21 protein-coding genes and 1 tRNA gene are annotated in these 19,860 nt (G+C 64.2%); 6 read left to right on the forward strand and 16 right to left on the reverse strand.

Going from position 1 to position 19,860, the window contains the following annotated elements; all coding sequences use genetic code 11:
* Positions 1–67: 67 nt before the first annotated feature.
* Entirely contained in the window at positions 68–1,297 is a 1,230-nt protein-coding gene (gene tyrS / locus NZK81_RS14555; protein WP_260046868.1) for a tyrosine--tRNA ligase, read from the reverse strand.
* A gap of 169 nt (positions 1,298–1,466) precedes the next feature.
* On the opposite strand from tyrS, the gene NZK81_RS14560 reads away from it, so the two are divergent.
* The 3 genes from NZK81_RS14560 to NZK81_RS14570 all read left to right on the forward strand — a co-directional run bounded on the left by NZK81_RS14560 (position 1,467) and on the right by NZK81_RS14570 (position 3,773).
* Positions 1,467–2,003, forward strand: a complete 537-nt coding sequence (locus tag NZK81_RS14560) for a DOMON-like domain-containing protein (RefSeq protein WP_260046869.1) — start codon at positions 1,467–1,469, stop codon at positions 2,001–2,003.
* Complete coding sequence (locus tag NZK81_RS14565; protein WP_260046870.1) at positions 2,000–3,205, forward strand: exo-beta-N-acetylmuramidase NamZ family protein; 1,206 nt, start codon at positions 2,000–2,002, stop codon at positions 3,203–3,205. Before NZK81_RS14560 ends, NZK81_RS14565 begins: the two co-directional genes overlap by 4 nt.
* An 82-nt stretch (positions 3,206–3,287) precedes the next feature.
* The gene (locus NZK81_RS14570) at positions 3,288–3,773 is read left to right on the forward strand and encodes a YybH family protein (RefSeq protein ID WP_260046871.1); all 486 of its coding nucleotides are present in this window, start codon (positions 3,288–3,290) and stop codon (positions 3,771–3,773) included.
* Between the two features lie 39 nt (positions 3,774–3,812).
* Here the strand turns inward: NZK81_RS14570 and NZK81_RS14575 are convergent, their stop codons facing one another.
* The 4 genes from NZK81_RS14575 to NZK81_RS14590 all read right to left on the reverse strand — a co-directional run bounded on the left by NZK81_RS14575 (position 3,813) and on the right by NZK81_RS14590 (position 7,365).
* Entirely contained in the window at positions 3,813–4,994 is a 1,182-nt protein-coding gene (locus NZK81_RS14575; RefSeq protein WP_260046872.1) for a vWA domain-containing protein, read from the reverse strand.
* A 204-nt stretch (positions 4,995–5,198) separates the two neighbouring features.
* Entirely contained in the window at positions 5,199–6,071 is an 873-nt protein-coding gene (locus NZK81_RS14580; protein ID WP_419181690.1) for a DUF817 domain-containing protein, read from the reverse strand.
* A 21-nt stretch (positions 6,072–6,092) separates the two neighbouring features.
* Positions 6,093–6,518, reverse strand: coding sequence for a GFA family protein (locus tag NZK81_RS14585; RefSeq protein ID WP_260046873.1), 426 nt, complete (start codon positions 6,516–6,518; stop codon positions 6,093–6,095).
* Position 6,519: 1 nt separating this feature from the next.
* A complete protein-coding gene (locus tag NZK81_RS14590) occupies positions 6,520–7,365 on the reverse strand; it encodes an AAA family ATPase (RefSeq protein WP_260046874.1) in 846 nt (281 codons plus the stop codon).
* Between the two features lie 91 nt (positions 7,366–7,456).
* On the opposite strand from NZK81_RS14590, the gene NZK81_RS14595 reads away from it, so the two are divergent.
* Complete coding sequence (locus NZK81_RS14595) at positions 7,457–8,707, forward strand: glycosyltransferase family 87 protein (protein WP_260046875.1); 1,251 nt, start codon at positions 7,457–7,459, stop codon at positions 8,705–8,707.
* 2 nt (positions 8,708–8,709) lie between these two features.
* A complete protein-coding gene (locus NZK81_RS14600) occupies positions 8,710–9,429 on the forward strand; it encodes an NYN domain-containing protein (RefSeq protein ID WP_260046876.1) in 720 nt (239 codons plus the stop codon).
* A 126-nt stretch (positions 9,430–9,555) separates the two neighbouring features.
* Here the strand turns inward: NZK81_RS14600 and NZK81_RS14605 are convergent, their stop codons facing one another.
* The 9 genes from NZK81_RS14605 to NZK81_RS14645 are packed head-to-tail and all read right to left on the reverse strand — an operon-like array spanning position 9,556 to position 17,597.
* A complete protein-coding gene (locus NZK81_RS14605; protein WP_260046877.1) occupies positions 9,556–9,741 on the reverse strand; it encodes a hypothetical protein in 186 nt (61 codons plus the stop codon).
* Positions 9,738–10,517 (reverse strand): MBL fold metallo-hydrolase, encoded by a 780-nt coding sequence (locus NZK81_RS14610; RefSeq protein WP_260046878.1) that lies wholly within the window; start codon positions 10,515–10,517, stop codon positions 9,738–9,740. The genes NZK81_RS14605 and NZK81_RS14610 overlap by 4 nt, the downstream gene beginning before the upstream one ends.
* Entirely contained in the window at positions 10,514–11,290 is a 777-nt protein-coding gene (locus NZK81_RS14615; protein ID WP_260046879.1) for a TatD family hydrolase, read from the reverse strand. Before NZK81_RS14615 ends, NZK81_RS14610 begins: the two co-directional genes overlap by 4 nt.
* On the reverse strand, positions 11,290–12,849 hold the full coding sequence (gene metG, locus NZK81_RS14620; RefSeq protein WP_260046880.1) for a methionine--tRNA ligase: 1,560 nt from the start codon (positions 12,847–12,849) through the stop codon (positions 11,290–11,292). The genes NZK81_RS14615 and metG overlap by 1 nt, the downstream gene beginning before the upstream one ends.
* Positions 12,850–12,878: 29 nt before the next feature.
* On the reverse strand, positions 12,879–13,853 hold the full coding sequence (locus NZK81_RS14625; protein WP_260046881.1) for a DNA polymerase III subunit delta': 975 nt from the start codon (positions 13,851–13,853) through the stop codon (positions 12,879–12,881).
* Positions 13,850–14,497 carry a dTMP kinase gene (gene tmk, locus NZK81_RS14630; RefSeq protein WP_260046882.1) on the reverse strand — a complete coding sequence of 216 codons (648 nt, stop codon included), beginning with the start codon at positions 14,495–14,497 and terminating at the stop codon, positions 13,850–13,852. Before tmk ends, NZK81_RS14625 begins: the two co-directional genes overlap by 4 nt.
* On the reverse strand, positions 14,494–15,696 hold the full coding sequence (locus NZK81_RS14635) for a D-alanyl-D-alanine carboxypeptidase family protein (RefSeq protein WP_260046883.1): 1,203 nt from the start codon (positions 15,694–15,696) through the stop codon (positions 14,494–14,496). Before NZK81_RS14635 ends, tmk begins: the two co-directional genes overlap by 4 nt.
* 19 nt (positions 15,697–15,715) lie before the next feature.
* On the reverse strand, positions 15,716–16,660 hold the full coding sequence (locus NZK81_RS14640) for an SPOR domain-containing protein (protein ID WP_260046884.1): 945 nt from the start codon (positions 16,658–16,660) through the stop codon (positions 15,716–15,718).
* Positions 16,644–17,597: a lytic murein transglycosylase gene (locus tag NZK81_RS14645; RefSeq protein WP_260046957.1), complete on the reverse strand. Its 954-nt coding sequence runs from the start codon at positions 17,595–17,597 to the stop codon at positions 16,644–16,646. The genes NZK81_RS14640 and NZK81_RS14645 overlap by 17 nt, the downstream gene beginning before the upstream one ends.
* A 220-nt stretch (positions 17,598–17,817) precedes the next feature.
* On the opposite strand from NZK81_RS14645, the gene NZK81_RS14650 reads away from it, so the two are divergent.
* Positions 17,818–17,907 (forward strand) — tRNA-Ser (locus tag NZK81_RS14650).
* 180 nt (positions 17,908–18,087) lie between these two features.
* Here NZK81_RS14650 and NZK81_RS14655 read toward each other — a convergent pair.
* Positions 18,088–18,633, reverse strand: a complete 546-nt coding sequence (locus NZK81_RS14655; protein WP_311202097.1) for a hypothetical protein — start codon at positions 18,631–18,633, stop codon at positions 18,088–18,090.
* 61 nt (positions 18,634–18,694) lie between these two features.
* A complete protein-coding gene (locus tag NZK81_RS14660) occupies positions 18,695–19,684 on the reverse strand; it encodes a sterol desaturase family protein (RefSeq protein WP_260046885.1) in 990 nt (329 codons plus the stop codon).
* Positions 19,685–19,860 lie beyond the last annotated feature (176 nt).

Here is a 19,860-nt window from a genome sequence, read left to right on the forward strand (position 1 = left end):
CGCTGAAATCGCAAACATTCAGTAAATCCGGCAGTTTCGTGCCGGACCAACGGTGCCTTTTTGCCGGTCAAATGCCCTTGAGGATGCCGTGCTTTTTCTTGCCGAGGCTCAATTTGCGCGAGTCCCCGGCCGGAATCGCGATCAGCAGTCCGGGATCATCCATCGTCTGATCGTCCAGCTTTACCGCGCCTTCCGCGATCTTGCGCTTGGCCTCGCCGTTGGACCCCGTGAAGCCGAGTGCCGTACACGCCGCGCCAAGGCGAATGCCTTCGCTGCCGACCTCGACGGTAGGAAGGTCCTCGCCAAGCCCGCCGCCGGCAAAGGTTTCCCGCGCGGTCGCTTCGGCAGCCGCAGCCGCCTCCGCCCCCCGGCACAGGCTGGTCGCTTCGTTGGCCAGAATGACCTTGGCGTCGTTGATCTCACCGCCTTCGAGGGCCTCGAGCCGGGCGATCTCGTCGAGCGGCAGGTCGGTGAACAGGCGCATGAAACGGCCTACGTCGCGGTCGTCGCAATTGCGCCAGAACTGCCAGTAGTCATACGAGGGCAGCGATGTCTCGTTGAGCCAGACCGCGCCTGAGACCGACTTGCCCATCTTGGTGCCATCCGCCTTGGTGATCAGCGGCGTGGTCAGCCCGAAGACCTCGGTGGCATCCATGCGCCGGGTCAGTTCGACGCCGTTGACGATGTTGCCCCACTGGTCCGAGCCGCCCATCTGCAGGCGCACGCCGCGCGTGTCGCACAAGTGGCGGAAATCGTAGCCCTGCAGGATCATGTAGTTGAATTCGAGGAAGGTCATCGGCTGCTCGCGCTCGAGCCGCAGCTTGACCGAGTCGAAGCTCAGCATGCGGTTGACCGTGAAGTGCGTGCCGACCTTCTGCAGCATCTCGATGTAGCCGAGCTTGCCCAGCCAGTCGTGATTGTTGACCATTACCGCGTCGGTCGGGCCATCGCCGAACGTCAGGAAGCGTTCGAAGGCGGTGCGGATCGAGGCAATGTTGGACTCGATCGCTTCGTCCGTCAGCATCTTGCGGACCTCGTCCTTGCCGGTCGGGTCGCCGATGCGCGTCGTGCCGCCGCCCATCAGGACGACGGGCTTGTGCCCGGCCTGCTGCAGGCGGCGCAGGAGCATGATCGAGACGAGATTGCCCACATGCAGCGAAGGCGCAGTCGCGTCGAAGCCCACATATCCCGGCACGATCTGCTTGGCAGCAAGGGCATCGAGGCCCTCGGCATCGGTCATCTGGTGGATGTAGCCGCGTTCGTCGAGCAGGCGGAGCAGGGATGAAGTGTAGGTCATGGATCTTTTTCGGCTTGGTCGGGAGCGGCGCGCCTAGCACGCTGCGGGCGCGAAACAAAGCCAGAGCTGTGTCCGCCACGCAACGGCCATCAACCATTGGTCGCTTCGCGCATGGCATCCGGACGAATCCGCATTGCCGGTACCATCGCCGGGCATATAGCGTCAGGTCATGGCCGAACTGACCAGTCACCCCGCTCATCCGCCCGCACTCGTCCGCACCATGGAATTCCGGATCATCGGCTTCGACGCCAACTGGCTGCGGGCACGCTGGAAGATCATGGGCTCGGGCAAGCTGGTCGTACCGTCCTTCGCGGGGAAGGGGCGTGCCGAGGGGCTGTGGCAGACGACCTGCTTCGAACTCTTCCTGCACCAACCCGGCAGTCCGGCCTATACCGAGATCAATCTCTCTCCGTCCGAACGCTGGAACGTCTACGATTTTTCGGCTCGCCGCGAAGGCATGCACGAACGGCCGATGCCACGCGAGCCGGAATGCACCATGCGTCTCGGCACCGACATGGCGATCTTCGATGCCGCCATTCCCGCCGCCGGATTGCCGCAGACGCCCTGGAAATGCGGTATTGCCGCCGTGATCGAGGAAGAGGGCGGCGTGAAGAGCTATTGGGCGCTTTCCCACACCGGCGATGCCCCCGATTTCCACGATCCGGCTTGCTTCCTGGAAGAGGTTGCGGCACCCGGAGCCCCATGAAATTCGGTATCGACCGCCTCCTGGCGGACCCCGCCCTGCGCAAGCCTCTTGAAGGCAAGCGTGTCGCTCTCATCGCGCATCCAGCCTCTGTTACCGAGGAACTCGTCCACTCGCTCGACGCGCTGATCGCGGCGGGTGTCGACGTGACGTCCGCTTTCGGCCCGCAGCACGGGCTCAAGGGCGACAAGCAGGACAACATGGTCGAGACGGCGGACGAGACCGATCCGGTCTACGGAATTCCCGTCTTCAGTCTCTACGGGGAAGTGCGGCGCCCGACAGCGGCGATGATGGATACCGCGGACGTGTTCCTGTTCGACCTGCAGGATCTGGGCTGCCGCATCTACACCTTCGTGACCACGCTGCTCTATCTGCTCGAAGCCGCGGCAGGGCAGGGCAAGAGCGTCTGGGTGCTAGATCGTCCCAATCCGGCGGGACGCCCGGTCGAAGGCACCGCGCTGCTTCCTGGACAGGAAAGTTTCGTCGGCGCCGGGCCGATGCCAATGCGCCACGGGCTGACGCTCGGCGAGATGGGGCTCTGGTTCGTGCGTCATTACGGGCTCGACGTGGACTACCGGGTGATCGCGATGGAAGGCTGGCAACCGGACAGCGCGCCGGGTTTCGGATGGCCGGAAAGCCGGATTTGGATCAATCCCAGCCCGAATGCGGCCAGTCTCAACATGGCGCGCGCCTATGCCGGCACGGTCATGCTGGAAGGTACCACGCTTTCGGAAGGACGCGGCACGACGCGACCACTCGAAGTGCTCTTCGGCGCGCCCGATGTCGATGCGAAGCGCGTGCTGGCGGAGATGGAGCGCCTCGCGCCGGACTGGCTCGCCGGCTGCGCCCTGCGCGAATGCTGGTTCGAACCGACGTTTCACAAGCAACAGAAGACGCTGTGCAACGCACTGATGATCCACGCCGAGGGTCCGTTCTACGATCACGCCGCGTTTCGGCCCTGGCGGCTGCAGGCACTGGCGTTCAAGGCGATCCGCAACCTTTATCCCGACTACCCGATCTGGCGCGATTTCCCCTACGAATACGAACTCGACCGCCTTGCGATCGACGTCATCAACGGCGGCCCCGCCTTGCGCGAATGGGTTGATGACCGGGCGGCGCTGCCCGGCGATCTCGATACCATGGCCCGGCACGACGAGGCGGCGTGGCGGGACACCGTTGCCGACCTGTTGATCTACAAAGGTTAACCCGCTTGCCATCAGGGCTGACAGGCCTACCCTCCCGACCTGCGAGCGCCGCAAAGGCGCCGTTCAACGAAGAGGGGATGTCATGCGAAAAGTACCGTTTGCCCTGTGCCTTGCCGGTCTGACACTGGGAGGTGCCGGTCTGGCCGGCTGCAGCCAGAAGACCGCGACCGAAACCGCCGAGCCCGTGACCAAGGCCGAAGCACAGAGCGTTCTGGCCGACTTTGCCCAGGCGGCGCAGTCGATGGATCTGCCCATGATCGACAAGTGGTACGATGACGACGTCATCGCCTATGACGCCTTCGGCCCGGACGTCATCGATGGCAAGGTCTCGATGCATGTCGCCAATGCCCGCTTCGTCGACATGAAGTTCGACCACGTGGAAATGCCCGATCCGAAAATCCAGATCCTAGGCCCCGACCTGTTCATTGCGTCGGGCAAGGTCCATCTCACCAGCAGCGCCGGCAAGGAAAAAGAGGCCGACATGCGCTATACTGAAGTGTTCAGGAAAAAGGCCGACGGAAGCTGGGTAACGGTGCACGAACACATCGACGTACCGCCGGCAACCTGACCCGCGCGATCGGGCCGGACCGGCTTCAGGGCGGCCCGATCATGCCTTCTTGCGGGTCAGTTCCTTCATCGCCGCGTCCAGCCCGTCAAGCGTCAGCGGGAACATCGCGCCGCCCATCAGCTCGCGGATCATGCGGGTTGAGCCCGAATATTGCCACTGCCGCTCGGGCGACGGGTTGAGCCAGACAGTGGCCGGATAGGTCTGCGTCACGCGCTGGAGCCAGACCGCGCCGGCCTCTTCGTTCATGTGCTCGACCGAGCCGCCCGGGTGGCTCACCTCGTAGGGGCTCATCGCGGCGTCGCCGACGAAGATCACCTTGTAGTCGTGGCCGAACTTGTGGAGGATGTCCCAGGTTGGCGTGCGCTGCGACCAGCGGCGGCGGTTGTCCTTCCATACGCCCTCGTAGAGGCAGTTGTGGAAGTAGAAGAACTCCATGTTCTTGAATTCGGCCGTGGCCGCGCTGAACAGGTCTTCCACCAGCTTGATGAACGGGTCCATCGAGCCGCCGACGTCGAGGAACAGCAGGACTTTGACCGCATTGTGCCGCTCGGGCCGCATGACCACGTCGAGCCAGCCCTGCTTGGCGGTACCGCGGATGGTTTCCTCAAGGTCCAGTTCCTCGGCCGCACCCTCGCGCGCGAAGCGGCGCAGGCGGCGCAGCGCGACCTTGATGTTGCGCGTGCCCAGTTCCCTGGAATTGTCGAGATTGGCGAACTCGCGCTTTTCCCAGACCTTGATCGCACGGCCGTGCTTGCCTTCGCCGCCGATGCGGACGCCTTCGGGATTGTAGCCCGAATGGCCGAAGGGCGAGGTGCCGTTGGTGCCGATCCACTTGTTGCCGCCCTGGTGACGCTTCTGCTGCTCTTCGAGCCGCTTCTTGAGCGTATCCATGATCTCGTCCCACGAGCCGAGGGACTTGATCTTCTCCATCTCCTCTTCGGAGAAATAGCGTTCAGCGAGCTTTTTCAGCCACTCCTCGGGAATCTCGACCGGGTGCTGGCCGTAGTCGGTGAGGATGCCCTTGAATACCTTCTGGAACACCTGATCGAAGCGGTCGAGCAGCCCTTCATCCTTCACGAAGGTCGCACGGGAAAGGTAGTAGAACGCTTCGGGCGTCTGCTCGATCACATCCTTGTCGAGCGCTTCGAGCAGCACGAGGTGCTCCTTGAGCGAGGCCGGAATACCCGCGGCGCGCAGTTCGTCGACGAAGTTCAGCAGCATGATCGCAGGCCTTGCTCAAGCGAAAGATGTGACGATCCGGATGACACGGAACCGCCGGAATGTGTGTCGTGTCCAGAGCCGGACCAGACGGGACGGAGCACTTCCCCGGGAATTGTCGTGTGACTTTCCAGTGCGCGGGAACGGCGCGCCGGCAGACGCAGGAGGGAAGGGGGAGGGCAGGTCATCGCACGAAGCATATCCCATTCATGCCCTTGTAGGAAACGCCAGCCCGGTATCGGCCCGTTGTCGCGGGCGATGCACTGCCGCGACGAGCACGAACGAGATGAACATGAGCAGGTACCATGCCCCCAGCTTGCCGGGGTGGACGAGGGCCCAGCCATGGCGCTGGTCAGGATAGATCCACGCGTGCGAGAAGGTCGAGATGTTCTCCGCGAACCAGATGAACAGCGCGACCAGAAACCAGCCCAGCAGCAGCGGCATCCAGCGGTCCTTCCGCCATACACGGAACCAGATGCGGGTGCGGGCGAAGAGCAAGGCGATGGCGGCGAACAGGGCGATCCGCACGTCGGGCAACCAGTGATGGGCGAAGAAGTTCACGTAGATCGCGGCAGCCAGCAGCCAGGTGGCCAGCGGGCGCGGGTAACGGCTGAACCGGAAATCGAAAATGCGCCAGATACGCGCGATATAGCTGCCGACCGCCGCGTACATGAACCCGGAAAACAGAGGTACACCGCCGACCCGCAGCAGGCTTGCCTCGGGATATTCCCAGGATCCGTGCGCCGTCTTGAACAGCTCCATCACCGTGCCGACCACGTGGAAGGCAAGGATCACCTTGGCCTCCTCCAGCGTCTCGAGCCGCAGCGCGAGCATGGCGATCTGGATTGCAAGCGCGCTCAGCGTCAGGAAATCGTACCGCGCCAGCACGGCGTGTTGCGGATAGAACAAGTGCGTGCCGAGCAGCAGGCCCAGCAGCAGCGCGCCGAACAGGCAGGCCCAGCCTTGCTTGAAACCGAACAGCAGAAACTCGTAGAGCCATGCCCGCCAGCCCGTGCGAGGCTCGAAAGCCTCCAGACGCCGGCGGAACGCGACAAAACGCGTATGGGAAACCGGCGGCAAGCCGGAGACAGGCTCCAACCCTCAGCTCGCGGGCGGTGGCGGTGTCTGCCGCCGGAACTGCTCCAGTTCGGGATCGATTACGGCCCATTCCGGGGCCTCGTCCAGCCAGATCGCCGTGGTCGGCCTGATCCCGTGATCGCCGTCGAGAAAACCGAGACGGACCACCCACGAACCTTTGCGGGCCGAATTGCGCCCGAAGATGGGGGTGCCGCATTGGGGGCAGAAACCCTGCTCGACCGTATTACCGCTATCGGCCGTGTAGCCGCTCCACGACACTTCGCCGTTCAGGACCATCCCCTCGATGGAAAACAGGGCGTTGTTCGTCGCGCCGCCTGCCGCGGCCTTCTGGCACTGACGGCACCAGCACTGGCGTGCCCAGGCGGGTTCGCCCTCGAAAGTGGCGGTCACCGCACCGCAGTTGCACGAACCCTTGTAAGAAGCAGTCATCTCAGTTCCCCCGGCGTGCCATGAAGGCGAGGCGTTCGAACAGCATGACGTCCTGCTCGTTCTTGAGCAGCGCGCCATGCAGCGGCGGGATTGCCTTGTTCGGGTCCTGGTTCTGCAGGACTTCGAGCGGCATGTCCTCGTTGAGCAGGAGCTTGAGCCAGTCTAGCAGCTCGCTGGTGGAAGGCTTCTTCTTGAGCCCCGGTACGTCGCGCAGCTCGTAGAAGATCTCCATCGCCCGGGTCACCAGCGTCTTCTGGATGCCGGGGAAGTGCACGTCGATGATCGCTTCCATCGTCTCGCGGTCGGGGAACTTGATGTAGTGGAAGAAGCAGCGGCGCAGGAACGCGTCGGGCAGGTCCTTCTCGTTGTTCGAAGTGATGACGACGATCGGGCGCTCGAGCGCGGCGATGTGTTCGCCGGTTTCATAGACGTCGAAGGCCATGCGATCGAGTTCGGCGAGAAGGTCGTTGGGAAACTCGATGTCGGCCTTGTCGATCTCGTCGATCAGCAGCACCGGCAGCCTGGGCGCGGTGAAGGCCTCCCACAGCTTGCCCTTGCGGATGTAGTTCGCAATGTCATGCACGCGCTCGTCGCCGAGCTGGCCGTCGCGCAGACGGGCCACAGCGTCGTATTCGTAAAGGCCCTGGTGCGCCTTGGTGGTGGACTTGACGTTCCAGGTGATCAGCGGCGCGCCGACGGCCTTGGCGATTTCCTCGGCCAGCACCGTCTTGCCGGTGCCCGGCTCGCCCTTGACCAGCAGCGGACGGCGCAGGAGCACGGCCGCATTGACCGCGACCTTGAGGTCCTCGGTGGCGACGTAGTTGCTGGTGCCTTCGAAACGCTGCATTGATCCATCCTGTCCGCTTTGATCTTTACGATTAAGCCCTATGTTGTGCGACGCAGCAAGGCAAGACGTTCGAGCGCGGACGGGCTGGGCCATGGACAACCCCGCCATGGCGTTGCAGAACCATGCGATCATGGGGGACTTCCTGAAGACGATGGACTGGCTGGGCAGGGCGCGGGCCTTCGGGTACCTGCGGCTTCTGGCCTTGCTCAATGTGGCCATGCTGGTGCTTCTGGTGGCGACCTCGCAGGGAGGCATCGACCGCAACGGGTTTCTGCTGGGCAGCGATTTCATCAGCTTCTGGACCAGCGGCCGCATGCTGCACCACGGCGGCGCCGTCTACGACACTGCCGCGCACATAGCGGCCCAGCGCGAGTTCTTTGCATCGGGCGACAGCTACACAGCCTTCTTCTATCCGCCATCGTTTCTGCCGCTGTGCTGGCCGCTGGGGCTGACCGGCTATTTTCCCGCGCTGGCGGCGTGGCTCCTTGCCACCGGCGCCTTCTATGTCCTCACTGTGCGGCAATGGTGGCGTCAGGCCGTGCCTGCGGTTCCCTTGTGGTTGCTGGTACTGGCCTTTCCGGCGATGCCGATCGTCATGACGCACGGTCAGACGTCGTTCCTCGTCGCGGGACTTCTGGGGCTGGGGGCGTGGCTCGTACCGAGCCGACCGGTCCTGGCGGGCGTGCTGTTCGGCCTCGCCACGATCAAACCCCAGTTCGGTCCGCTGGTGCCGTTGGCGTTGTTGCTGACGCACGAGTGGAAAGTGATCGCTTCGGCGGCGATTACCGCGCTCGCTCTCGCAGGCCTTGCGGCGCTGGCGTTCGAGCCCGGTATCTGGGCCGAGTGGCTGGCGGCAAGCGGCCGCGCCCAGGCGGCGATGGAGGCAGGAGCCGTACCTTTCGGCAAGATGGTGAGCACGTTCGCCGCCGCCCGGCTGCTGGGGGCCCCGGCTGCCGTGGCATACGGCCTGCAGGTCGCCGTCGCGCTCACGGTGGTTCTGGCCATCGCCTACCTGTGCCGGCTCGGTGCATGGTCGGCGGGGCTGGGCGCCACGGTGCTGGCGGGCGCGCCGCTGGTGACGCCGTTCGTGCTCGATTACGACCTCGTCCTCATCGCGTTTCCGTTGCTCTATCTCGCGGGAGAGGGGCTTCGCACGGGCTTTCGCGACTGGGAGAAGCTGGGGCTCCTGCTGGCCTTCGTCGTTCCCGTCTTCGCCCGGCCACTGGCGCTCAAGGCATCGATTCCGGTGACGCCACTGGTGCTGCTATTGCTATTCGCGCTGATCGTAAGCAGGTCAGCCGCTGACGCGCGTTCCGAACGGCACGCACAACAAAGGACGTGACGATGGCCACCCCCAGATCCCACCAGTCGCGCAATATCGCGCTCCTTATCGACGCCGACAATGCGTCGCCCGCGACGCTCGACGCGGCGCTGACGATCCTTGGCGATCTGGGAACGGTCAACGTCCGGCGGATCTACGGCAACTGGAGCAAGCCCGCGCTCAAGGGCTGGGCGACGCTGGTCCACCGCCACGCGCTGGAGCCGCAGCAGCAGTTCGATCTCACCAAGGGCAAGAACGCCACCGACATGAAGATGACGATCGATGCCATGGACCTGCTGTATGGCGGGCGTGTCGACGGCTTCGGGATCATGTCGAGCGACAGCGACTTCATGCCGCTGACCATGCGCATCCGCCAGAACGGCACGCCCGTCTATGGCTTTGGCTCAAGCCGCACGCCCGAGGCCTTCCGGGAAGCCTGCACCCGCTTCATCGATCTCGACGCGATGGCCGCCGAGGAAGAAGAGGAAGCGAAAGGCAAGGTTCCGGCGAAGCCCGCCGTCGACGAGGAACTGGTCAAGCTGCTGGGCGATGCCTGGCGCGCGAGCAAGCGCGACGACGACGGCTTCGCCAGCCTGTCCGAAATCGGCCAGCGCGTAGCCAACCGTTCAAGCTTCGATGCACGAAGCTATGGCTTTTCGCGTTTGTCGGAACTCGTGCAGAGCCTGCCGAACTTCGCGACCGAGAAGCGCGAGAGCGGGCTGTTCGTAAAGCGCGTGCGCTGAAATTCAGATATTTCCGGACGGAGGGCGCCTTGAGGGGCCCTCCCTGTCGATCCTGGAAATAGAATGATAATATATATTATGTTAAATGTGAGATGGCTCGAAAGGGGGGCGTGACAGCCTCTGCCGCTATTGTTCGATGCGAAATCCGGTAACCTGGATCAACACGACCAGCCCGATGATGATCGTCGCCCAGATCAGCGCGAGCCTGGCCGCGCGGGCCGCGCCGAGATTGCGAATTTCCGGATTGCGCGTGACCAGTATCAGCCATCCGATCAGCGTGATGATCGAGACGATCATGGCCGTCTGGCTCATGGCTCGATCACCATGCCGTCGTAAGCGACCCGCGCGTACTCGGGAATCTCGCCGCTCAACGTTGCGTAGTCCATGCTCTTGTCCAGATGCGTCAGCACGACCGAGCGTGCGCGCACGGCTTCGGCCAGTTCGAGCGACATGGCAAGATGCGCATGCGTGGGATGCGGTTCGCGGCGCAGGCAATCGACGACGAGCACGTCGCACCCGTAATAGAGGTCGATCATCTCGCGCGTGATCTCGCTGAAATCGGTCGCATAGCAGACGGTCTTGCCGTCGCATTCGAACCTGAACCCTGTCGACTGCGCCGGGCCATGCGGCATCTGCACATGACCGACGCCGAAGCCCTCGCAAATCCGCAAGGTGTCGAGATTGTCGAGCGAGACGAGCGTGGGATAGCCATGCTGCCCCGCGAAGACGTAGCCGAAGCGCTGGCGCATGCGGCGCACGGTCTCGGAGGCCGCATAACCCGGAATGGGGCCCGCGCGCCCGTAGCGCAGCGGCCTGAGGTCATCGATGCCGTGGCAATGGTCGGCGTGATCGTGCGTCCAGAATATCGCATCGATGCTATGGATGTCGTTGGCCAGAAACTGCGCGCGCAGATCCGTGGGCGTATCCACGAGAATGCGCCTGCCGGCCGTGCTTTCGAGCAGGATCGCGACGCGGGTACGGCGGTTCTTCGGCTCGTCGGGATCGCACAGCCCCCAGTCGCACCCGTGTTCGCCGCCCAGTCGCGGCACACCGGTCGACGTGCCGCTGCCGAGAATCGTCAGCTTCACGCGGCTGCCTTCCGAAACAGCGCGAAGAAGTTGCGCGTCGTCGCCTCGGCGAGCTGTTCGGGCGTTTCACCACGCAACTGCGCCACGAAGCGCGCGGTATCCGCCGTGTAGGCCGGTTCGCACTTGCGCCCGCGATGAGGCACGGGCGCGAGAAACGGCGAGTCGGTTTCGACAAGTAACCGATCCGCCGGAAGCGCGGCGGCAACGGCCTGCACATCCCTGGCGTTCTTGAACGTGACGATGCCCGAAAGCGAGATCGTAAGCCCCAGATCGAGCATCTTGCGCCCGAATTCGGCGCTGGCCGTGAAACAGTGGATGAGGGCGGGAAAGGCCCCCTTCTCCATTTCCTCTTCCAGAATCCGCGCCGTATCCGCTTCCGCATCGCGCGTATGGACGATGAGCGGCAGCCCCGTCTCGCGCGAAACGGCAATGTGCGTGCGAAACAGCGCCTGCTGCACCGCGCGGTCGGACTTGTCGTAATAGTAGTCGAGCCCGGTTTCTCCGATCCCGATGACCTTGGGATGCGCTGCTGCTTCGAGCAGAGCGCCCTCGCCCAGATCGGCATGCTGGTCCGCCTCATGCGGATGGATGCCCACCGAGGCCCAGACGTCGGCTTCGCGCGCGGCGGTGCCGACCACCTTGTCCCACTCGCGCTGACGCGTCGAAATATTGAGGAAACCGCCGATTCCCGCCTCTCTGGCGCGGGCCAGCACGCCCTGCTGGTCCTCGACGAGGCCCTCGTATTCGAGATGGCAGTGGGAATCGATCAGCATCAGGCCGGCTCGTCCGCGGGCAGTTCCAGGCGCGGGAACACGCCGACGGGCTTTTCGAGCTTGAACCCGGAGGCCGCCAGCGTCTCGAGCCAGTCGGCCTGGCCCAGTGCGGTGTAATCGCGAGCATCGGCCGCGACGCCCATCTGGTCGAGCAGCTTGTCGATTGCCGCGGGCACGACTGGCCGCACCGCGATGGCAAGGCTGCGCACGCAGCGCAGCAAGGTCATCAGCACGGCTTCCATGCGCTCGGGATCGGTCTTGCGCAGTGTCCACGGTGCCTGCTCGTCGACGTACTGGTTGCAGGCGAAGACCGCACGCATCCACGCTTCGAGACCATTGGAAAAATCGAGGTCCATGAAGGCGCGGCGCAAGCCGGTAATGCCGAGCGCGACCGCGTCCGAAAGCACGACATCGGCCTCGTTCGCGACCAGTCCCGCGTTAAGTTCGCCGTCCATGTTCTTGAAAATCATGGACAAGGTGCGCTGCGCCAGGTTGCCGAAGCTGTTGGCCAGTTCGGCATTGGCGCGCATCACGATGGCTTCGTGTGACCAGCTGCCGTCCTGCCCGAAGGCGACTTCGCGCATCAGGAAGTAGCGGATCGTGTCGACACCATAGGTTTCGGCGAGACCGATCGGATCGGTCACGTTGCCGAGCGATTTCGATTCCTTCTGGCCCCGGTTGAGGACGAAGCCATGGCCGAATACCTGCTTGGGCACGTCCAGCCCGGCGCTCATCAGGAACGCCGGCCAGTAGACCGTGTGGAAGCGAACGATGTCCTTGCCGATCAGATGCAGGTCTGCCGGCCAATACCTGGCATAATCGCCGGTTTCGTCCGGGAAACCCAGACCCGTGATGTAGTTGGTGAGCGCATCGACCCACACGTACATCACGTGGTTCTCGCTGCCCGGTACCTTGATGCCCCAGTCGAAGCTGGTGCGCGAGACCGAAAGGTCGCGCAGCCCCCCTTCGACGAAGCGCGTGACTTCGTTGAGGCGGCTTTCGGGACGGATGAAATCGGTGGACCTGTATAGCTCCAGCAGCCGGTCCTGATATTTGGACAGGCGGAAGAACCACGATTCCTCGACCGTCCATTCGACCGGCGTACCCTGCGGGGAGAGCTTCTCGCCCCCCTCGCCCGCGACCAGCTCGCTTTCGTCGTAGTACGCTTCGTCGCGCACCGAATACCAGCCCTCGTAGCGGTCGAGGTAGAGATCGCCGCTGGCTTCCATCCGGCGCCACAGCTCCTGCGTGGACGCGTGATGGCGCGGTTCGGTGGTGCGGATAAAAACGTCATACTCGACGTTCAGTCCATCGCACATGTCACGGAAATATCCCGACATTTCCGTGGCAAGCTCGGCCGGCGTCATGCCCAGGTCGCGTGCCTTCTGGGCCATTTTCAGGCCGTGCTCGTCTGTGCCGGTCTGGAACCGCACGTCATAGCCTTCCGCCTTGCGGTGGCGGGCGATGACATCGGCGGCAATGGCCTCGTAGGCATGGCCGATGTGCGGCCTGCCATTGGGGTAGCTGATGGCGGTGGTAATGTAATAGGGCTCGCCCATACGGCGTCGCGCTTTCTCTTCCGGTGTGTCTAGCGAGCGGCTTCTCTAGGCATCGCAGCCGAGGCCAGCAACCCGCCAATTTCCATTATGAGGAGCCCGGCGTCGAAATTGTAGGTGGGCGCCTGGTTGCTGAGGCCCGTCAACGTGCCGTGAGCCTCGATAATCCGGAGCTGCCGGGCCCGCCCCGCGCTGGCGAGTTCGGCCACCATGACACTGCGTGCCAACTCCAGCGCGGCAAGCTGGCGTTCGCGCGTCGGGCGGGCGCCCATTTCCTCCGCCAGCGCGCCGCGCAAGTGAAAGTCCGCATCGCCTTCACGAAGAATGCGCAACATCAGCTGATGGATGCCGCCAAGATCCTGCTCGACGAAATTGAGCGCCACGCCCGGCGAACCGCCCGAGGCCGCGATCGCCGCCGCCCGCGCTTCGGCGCCGGCCTGCGGCACGTCGCGCCGGATCACCGCGTCGAGTTCATCCGGCATCAGCGAGGCGAAGCGCAGCACACGGCAGCGAGATCGGATTGTCGGCAGCAACCGTCCGGGCTGATGCGTAACCAGCAGGAAGTACGTCCCCGTGGGCGGTTCCTCGAGGCTCTTGAGCAGGGCGTTGACCGCGTTCTTTTCCAGATCGTCCGCCGGATTGATGATGATCGCACGGCGGTTGCCCATGGTCGGGCGCGTCGTCAGCCGGTGCTGCATCTGCCGGACCTGGTCAATCGTGATGTTGCGCTTGGTCTGGTAGGGCTTGCCCTCGGCCTTCTTCTTCGCCTCGTCGTCGTTGGCGGGAAGATGTTCCAGGATGTGGATGTCCGGATGCGCTTCCGCGTCGGGCAGCCGGGCACCCGGTTCGCGGACCAGTTCAGCGGCCGCGGCGCGGGCGAAAGCCTGCTTGCCCAGCCCCTTGGCGCCGGCCAGAAGCCAGGCGTGGTGCATCCGCTCGGATTCGATCGCAGCGAGCCATTCCCGCCAGGCGGCTTCCTGACCGATGAAGGGCTTTCCGGTCTTCATGCCGTTCCCAGCAACGGCGCCAGCGCGGCCTGTACGCGCGCCTGCGTTTCCTGCGGCGTGCCGTTCCCGTCGATCCGCGCGAAGCGCCCGGGCTCGCGCTCGGCAAAGGCGGAAAAGGCCTGCGCCACGCGTGCATGGTAGGCGGTATCCCGTCCGCCTATGCGATCGGTCCCGTCGGTATCGCGCAATGCCAGGCGGGCAGCCGCAATCTCCGGACTGACCTCGATCAGCAGCGTCAGGTCGGGCAGCAGCCCCTCGCTGCCGATGGCATGAAGCGCGGTGATATCCGCATCGGACAACCCGCCGCCGCCACCCTGATAGGCGCGGCTCGAATCGAGGAACCTGTCGCATACGACCCACGCGCCGCGCGCGATGGCGGGCCTGATGAGCTGTTCGACATGATCAGAGCGCGCGGCGGCGAACAGCAGGGCCTCGGCCCGGGGGTTCCATCCGGCTCCCTCATCGCCGGGAGCGCCTTCCAGCAACAGCTTGCGGATCGCCTCGGCACCAGGCGTCCCGCCCGGCTCGCGCGTGACGACGACGTCGATCCCGCGTGCGCGCAGGACGTCAGCGAGGAGCCGGGCCTGCGTCGACTTGCCCGCCCCTTCCCCGCCTTCGAGCGCGATGAATCGTCCCTTCGTCATGAGAACAGGTTGATAAGCCCGTTCCGCAGCCTGTCCAGCAGGCCCGCCTTGCCGACATCGCGTCCGGCATAGAGCGGGACGTGGCCCGGGCTCATGCCCTGCACCCGGATTTCCAGCTCACCGACCTTGTCGCCCTTGCGCACTGGCGCGACCAGCGGCCCGCGATACCGGACGGATAGCGAAATCGCCCGCTGGCTGCCCGTGGGAAGCGTGGCATAAACCCCGCGATCGGCCACGAGCGGCACTTCGAGACTGGCACCGCCCTGCACCTGCGCCTGCACGACGGGCTGCCCCTTGTCGAACAGGTGACGTGCCCGCCACGCGGAAAAGCCCCATTCGAGAAAGGCCTGCGCCGCCGCATCGCGTACCGAGGCCTTGGGCGAACCTGCCAGCACCATCACCAGCCGTCGCCCGCCGCGCTCGGCGCTACCGAGAAAGTTGTAGCCCGCTTCGCGCGTGTAACCGGTCTTGATCCCGTCCGCGCCGGGCACGACGCCCACGGTCGGATCATGGCTGCGCATCGCGACCTCGCCCTTCGCCCCTTGCCAGTACCAGCGCTTGCGGCCGGAAAACTCGCGGTAGAGATCGGGGTAGCGCGTAATCATCGCATCCGAGAGCCTGACCAGATCGCTGGCGGTGACATAGGTGTGCCCCTCGTCCATCCAGCCATTGGGCGTGTGATAGTGGCTGCGCGTCATGCCGAGGCGCCGTGCCGCGTCGTTCATCTTCGCGGTCCATTGGGGAACGCTGCCGGCATAGCCCTGCGCCAGCACGATCGCCGCGTCGTTGCCCGATGCCGTCATGATGCCGTGAAGCAGGTCGCGCGTGGTCGGCCGGTCCTGCGTGGTCAGGTACATGTTGCTGCCCTTGGCCCACCATTCCTTCTCGGTCTCCGGCCGTTCGACGAAGACTCGGTCGAGCGGCAGCCGGCCGGCCCCGATTTCCTCGAACGCGACGTAGGCCGTCATGACCTTGGTGACCGAGGCGGGCAGGAAGGGCGTGTTCGGGTGGCGCTGCGCCAACACCTGTCCCGAGCCCAGATCGACGAGCATGTAAACGGGAATAGTCTCCAGCTCCGCTGGCGGAGCTGGAAGCGCGGCATGGGCGGCGCTCGCCGGAAGCGCAAGCGCCAGGGCAAGCTTTGCTATGAACTTCAAGACCCGACTTCTCCCGCACGCCGCGATGGGCGCCTTACGCATGCGGGACCGGTCCTTCCGGCTAGTCCGCAGACTGGATTCGCGCGTCGCTATAGCCTGCGTGCCGGGCCTTCTCCAGCGCCGGGCCGGCTTGTGCACGGTTTGTGAACGGGCCGAGCCGAACGCGCCAGAACTTGCCCGCCCGGCTGACGTCGCCGCCAAGCTGCCTTGCCACCTTGCGCGCATTCGCTTCCACCGAGAATGCGGCCACTTGCACGACCAGCGAGCCCTTTTGCGCCGGCTTGGCGGCCGGTGCAGGTTTCGGCGTCTCCGGTGCAGCGGGCGTGGCGGCCCTGGCAGGCAACGCCGGCTTCGGCTCGGCTGGTATAAAGGCGGGTTTCGGTGCCGGTTTTGCCGCAGCCGGAAGCATCGTCGGCATTTCCGGGGGCTTCGAGGGCGGCGGCATCAGGGGTGACTGTTCGGCGAGCTTGCGCCGCAGGACTCGCAGCAGGCCTTGCGGCGTCTCCATGCGTTCCGGCGCGCGGCCACCGACGCGCAGCATCGCCCTTTCCTGTTCGGGCGGATTGACCCGCCGCACCCGCACCGGAGAATGGCTCCCCGGTGCCAGGCCGAGCTGCGTTGCCGCCATCGGCGAAAGTTCGACCAGCACGTCGTTGACCATCGGCCCGCGCCGTTCAAGGCGCACCAGAATGGTCCTGCCGGTATCGAGCGCGGTCACCTCCACATAGCATGGCAGGGGCAGCGTCTTGTGCGCACCGGTAACGCCGGCGAGGCCGGCATCGCCCACGCCTGCGTACCCCACCGCGTCGTAGTTGAGCTGGTCGGTGGGCGTCCACACCGTATCGCCGATGGTAAAGGGCTTGCCCACCACGACCGGGTAGTCGGCGGCAGGACCTGTGACCGGCTGTACCGGCGTTTCGGGACGGCCCTTGCCGATGGCGGCACCGGCGGTGCCCAGCAGGATCAGCGTCGCAAGCGGCAGAACGCGGTTAACGGGCAATCTCATCGGCAAGCAATCCCACGGACAATGCGTAGTAGTTCGAGCAGTTGTACTGGAGGATGACCCGATAATTCCCGGTTAACAGATAGGCTGGCGTGCCCGGCCCGTCCGGCTGGAACAGCGATACGAGCACGTCACTGCCGATCGGTTCCAGCGCCGAAACGCCAAGAGCGCGCCATTCGGCTACCGTCTTCCACTGGGAGTGGCGTGCATGAACGCGCCCGCAACTCGGCGCCGAAAGCTTGGTCGCATAGGCATCGACATCGAAGGAGGACGGCACGGCGGCCCTCACCCCCCACGGCTGGCCCTGCCGCCACCCGGCATCGCGAAAATAGTTCGCGATCGAGGCGATGGCGTCCGGTGCGGTGAAGATGTCGACCTTGCCGTCGCTGTTCCCGTCGACGGCGAGGCGCAGATAGACGCTGGGCAGGAACTGCGGATACCCGAAAGCGCCGGCCCAGCTTCCCTTGAGCTCGTCGCGCGGCACACCGCGATCGACCATCTTCATCAGCGCGATCAGTTCACCCTCGAACAGCTCGCGCCGGCGCCCTTCCCACGCGAGCGTGGCCAGAGACCGGGCCAGATCGAAATCTCCGGTGTACCCACCGAAATTGGTTTCATGCCCCCAGATCGCGAAGAGAACCGGGGCCGGCACGCCGTAGCGGCGTTCGATGTCCGGCAGGATCGAGGAAAGCGCCGCATAACGCGCGCGGCCCCGGCTGATGATCGAACTGCCCACATGCCGCGCGATATAAGGCGCCATCGGCGGTGGCCCGGCCTGCCTGCCGGGCTGCGCCGTGTCGAGATCGATCACCCGCTGGTTGGGCGTCAGCCCGCTGAGGACCCCGGCAATCGTGCCTTCGCTCACGCCCTCTGCGCGTGCATGGGCGGCCACGAGCTGCAGATAGGCGGGAAAGCTTTCCTGCTGGGCCTCCGCCTGCATCGAGGGCGTCGGCACGAAGGCAAGACAGGCGGCAATGAGCGCGATGCGCAGATTCTTGAAATTCGAAGCAGAAATCATCGTCAGCGAATTTCGCACAAAGCGCGCGGCTTGCAAACCACCCCATGAGCGCGGCGGTGGACAGCCGACGCACACAGAATGCCTTCCATCGCGCAACACCCCCTTGCGCCGCCGCCGCATTGGGCTATGCGCGAAAACCAGCGGACAGGTGGCCGAGTGGTTTAAGGCAGCGGTCTTGAAAACCGCCGTGGGTGCAAGCTCACCGTGGGTTCGAATCCCACCCTGTCCGCCATTTCAGTTCGCCTCTCGGCACACCAAGCGGCACCCAGGCCGCACATGATTCCGGCGCCATTGCCCGCAACGTGCTGTCCGGAAGGATGGTCTTCTGGAATCAGGGCCAGAGCTGGCAAGGCTGCGATTAAACCTGCCAATTTCGCACTGAGCGGCCCCAAGGGCACGACCGGCAATGTTTCTATTGCGCCAGTGGCACCTCGCCTTCGGGCAGGGTTTCGCCCGACAGCCGCTTGCGGAACACGGACTTGATCAACCGTGGCTCGAGAATTCGTCCCACGACATAAAGCACCGTGAAGAGGCCGGCAAAGACGTAGGCAGGCGTGCGCGAATCCTTGATCAGCCAGGCGATGCCCAAAAAGAAGAATGGCAATACGAAACAGAACAGAAGCGCGCTGCTGCGCAGGTCATAGACGAGTTCGGGGCCCTCCCCTCCCTCGACAACGCGCAGCATCCCGCCATTGAAAGTCGCCATCTTGTCCTGGGCAAGGGGATCCTTCTTGCTGAACGTCAGTGTATCGCCCTCGACCTTGTGGCTCGTTCCCTCTGCCCGGAACAGGCCGTCGAGCTTGCCGAATGCTTCGGCCGGAGACTGGAAAGGATCCAGTGTCAGAGAGCCGCGGACACTCCAGATTCGGTCGATGAAAGGCAAATTCACGTAGAATTTCTCCGGAAAATTCTCAGGACACGGCGGAACAGTCCCCTCCGCCGCGAGCCGCCGTGGCAAACGACGGTCGTGGCGAAGAAGGAAGGTCCAGATCGAAGCCCAGATCGAAGCAAGGCGATCGCTATTCTGCGGGTACGGCGACCGGGTGCAGGCGGCGCTGGATCACGGCCTTCGTCGTCTTGTACGCTTCGGTGAAGGGATAGGTCATCTGTTCGCGAATCGACATCCGGCGTCCGCCTTCCATCCCGAGCAGTTCGGCCTCTCCGTCGACGCAAGTGCCGAAGATGCGGTCAATGAAAATATAGGTGCCCGCATAATTGCTGCGGGAGGCCTCGTAGTCCTGCGAATGGTGCAGGCTGTGGTGCTCGGTCGTGTTGAACAGGAACCGCCACCAGCGCGGCGTGTTGAAGCGGACATTGATGTGCTGGTAGGTCCCGACCGCCAGACCGATCGCACCGGCCAGAAGAGCGGCACGCGGCAGGAAGTCGAAGAAGCCGCCGAGGCCGAGGCCGATCAGGAAAAGTTCGACCGGATTGCCCACCGCCCCCTTGTTGATGTTCAGCTGGGTAATGAAGTGGTGAACCGAATGGGTGAGCCAGAGCGGGTACCAGTTATGCATTCCACGATGCATCCAGTACTGACCGAAATCGAAGATGAACGAGATCAGGAAAGCCTGGAAAAGCAGCGGCATGTCGATGAACCACTTGAACTTTTCCCAATCGAGAAGGTGCTGCACCGCGCCCACGATGGCATCGCTGCCGATGTGCTTTCCGGCATACTTGACCAGCGTGTAGCTGATCCCGACGTAGAAAAGGTCGGTAACCAGTTCCTTCCAGGTAAGGCGCCAGCTCGAATAGCGCGGGTTCACCCACTCGAGCCCCAGCAGCAGCACCTTGAAGCCAACGCCGATACCGACGGCCGTGGATGCCTTGGCGATGGAATCCGGGGCATACATCCAGAAGGCGATCAGCGCGAAGAGCACTGCAGGCTGAAAATACGTGAAGACGAACTGCTTGACGGGACCACCTTCCACCTTGGGCAGGTTCTCCCATCCGATGGTGACCGGTGAATCAGCACCTATCACCCTTTTTCCTACACGTACTCCATCCATATCGCCTGCCCTCGTAATACGTGGATACCTACCTCAGTAATACTCAATGACAGCATCGTAATACTCTATGCGTCCGCTGTCTACGCTCACTTTCACACAGACCTCAGATTAAGCCTGCAGCACCCCAGATTCGGGCTTCCACGGCGGCATCAGGAAGGAAAGCGCGACGACAGGCT

The sequence above is a fragment of the Novosphingobium mangrovisedimenti genome, from assembly GCF_025153475.1.
GTDB classification, from domain to species: Bacteria; Pseudomonadota; Alphaproteobacteria; order Sphingomonadales; family Sphingomonadaceae; genus Novosphingobium; species Novosphingobium mangrovi_A.

Coding starts and splice junctions, on each gene's coding strand:
- tyrS (WP_260046868.1), bottom strand. CDS start 1,297: ATGACCTACACTTCATCCCTGCTCCGCCTGCTCGACGAACGCGGCTAC.
- NZK81_RS14560 (WP_260046869.1), top strand. CDS start 1,467: ATGGCCGAACTGACCAGTCACCCCGCTCATCCGCCCGCACTCGTCCGC.
- NZK81_RS14565 (WP_260046870.1), top strand. CDS start 2,000: ATGAAATTCGGTATCGACCGCCTCCTGGCGGACCCCGCCCTGCGCAAG.
- NZK81_RS14570 (WP_260046871.1), top strand. CDS start 3,288: ATGCGAAAAGTACCGTTTGCCCTGTGCCTTGCCGGTCTGACACTGGGA.
- NZK81_RS14575 (WP_260046872.1), bottom strand. CDS start 4,994: ATGCTGCTGAACTTCGTCGACGAACTGCGCGCCGCGGGTATTCCGGCC.
- NZK81_RS14585 (WP_260046873.1), bottom strand. CDS start 6,518: ATGACTGCTTCTTACAAGGGTTCGTGCAACTGCGGTGCGGTGACCGCC.
- NZK81_RS14590 (WP_260046874.1), bottom strand. CDS start 7,365: ATGCAGCGTTTCGAAGGCACCAGCAACTACGTCGCCACCGAGGACCTC.
- NZK81_RS14595 (WP_260046875.1), top strand. CDS start 7,457: ATGGACAACCCCGCCATGGCGTTGCAGAACCATGCGATCATGGGGGAC.
- NZK81_RS14600 (WP_260046876.1), top strand. CDS start 8,710: ATGGCCACCCCCAGATCCCACCAGTCGCGCAATATCGCGCTCCTTATC.
- NZK81_RS14605 (WP_260046877.1), bottom strand. CDS start 9,741: ATGAGCCAGACGGCCATGATCGTCTCGATCATCACGCTGATCGGATGG.
- NZK81_RS14615 (WP_260046879.1), bottom strand. CDS start 11,290: ATGCTGATCGATTCCCACTGCCATCTCGAATACGAGGGCCTCGTCGAG.
- metG (WP_260046880.1), bottom strand. CDS start 12,849: ATGGGCGAGCCCTATTACATTACCACCGCCATCAGCTACCCCAATGGC.
- NZK81_RS14625 (WP_260046881.1), bottom strand. CDS start 13,853: ATGAAGACCGGAAAGCCCTTCATCGGTCAGGAAGCCGCCTGGCGGGAA.
- tmk (WP_260046882.1), bottom strand. CDS start 14,497: ATGACGAAGGGACGATTCATCGCGCTCGAAGGCGGGGAAGGGGCGGGC.
- NZK81_RS14635 (WP_260046883.1), bottom strand. CDS start 15,696: ATGCGTAAGGCGCCCATCGCGGCGTGCGGGAGAAGTCGGGTCTTGAAG.
- NZK81_RS14640 (WP_260046884.1), bottom strand. CDS start 16,660: ATGAGATTGCCCGTTAACCGCGTTCTGCCGCTTGCGACGCTGATCCTG.
- NZK81_RS14645 (WP_260046957.1), bottom strand. CDS start 17,597: ATGCAGGCGGAGGCCCAGCAGGAAAGCTTTCCCGCCTATCTGCAGCTC.
- NZK81_RS14660 (WP_260046885.1), bottom strand. CDS start 19,684: ATGGATGGAGTACGTGTAGGAAAAAGGGTGATAGGTGCTGATTCACCG.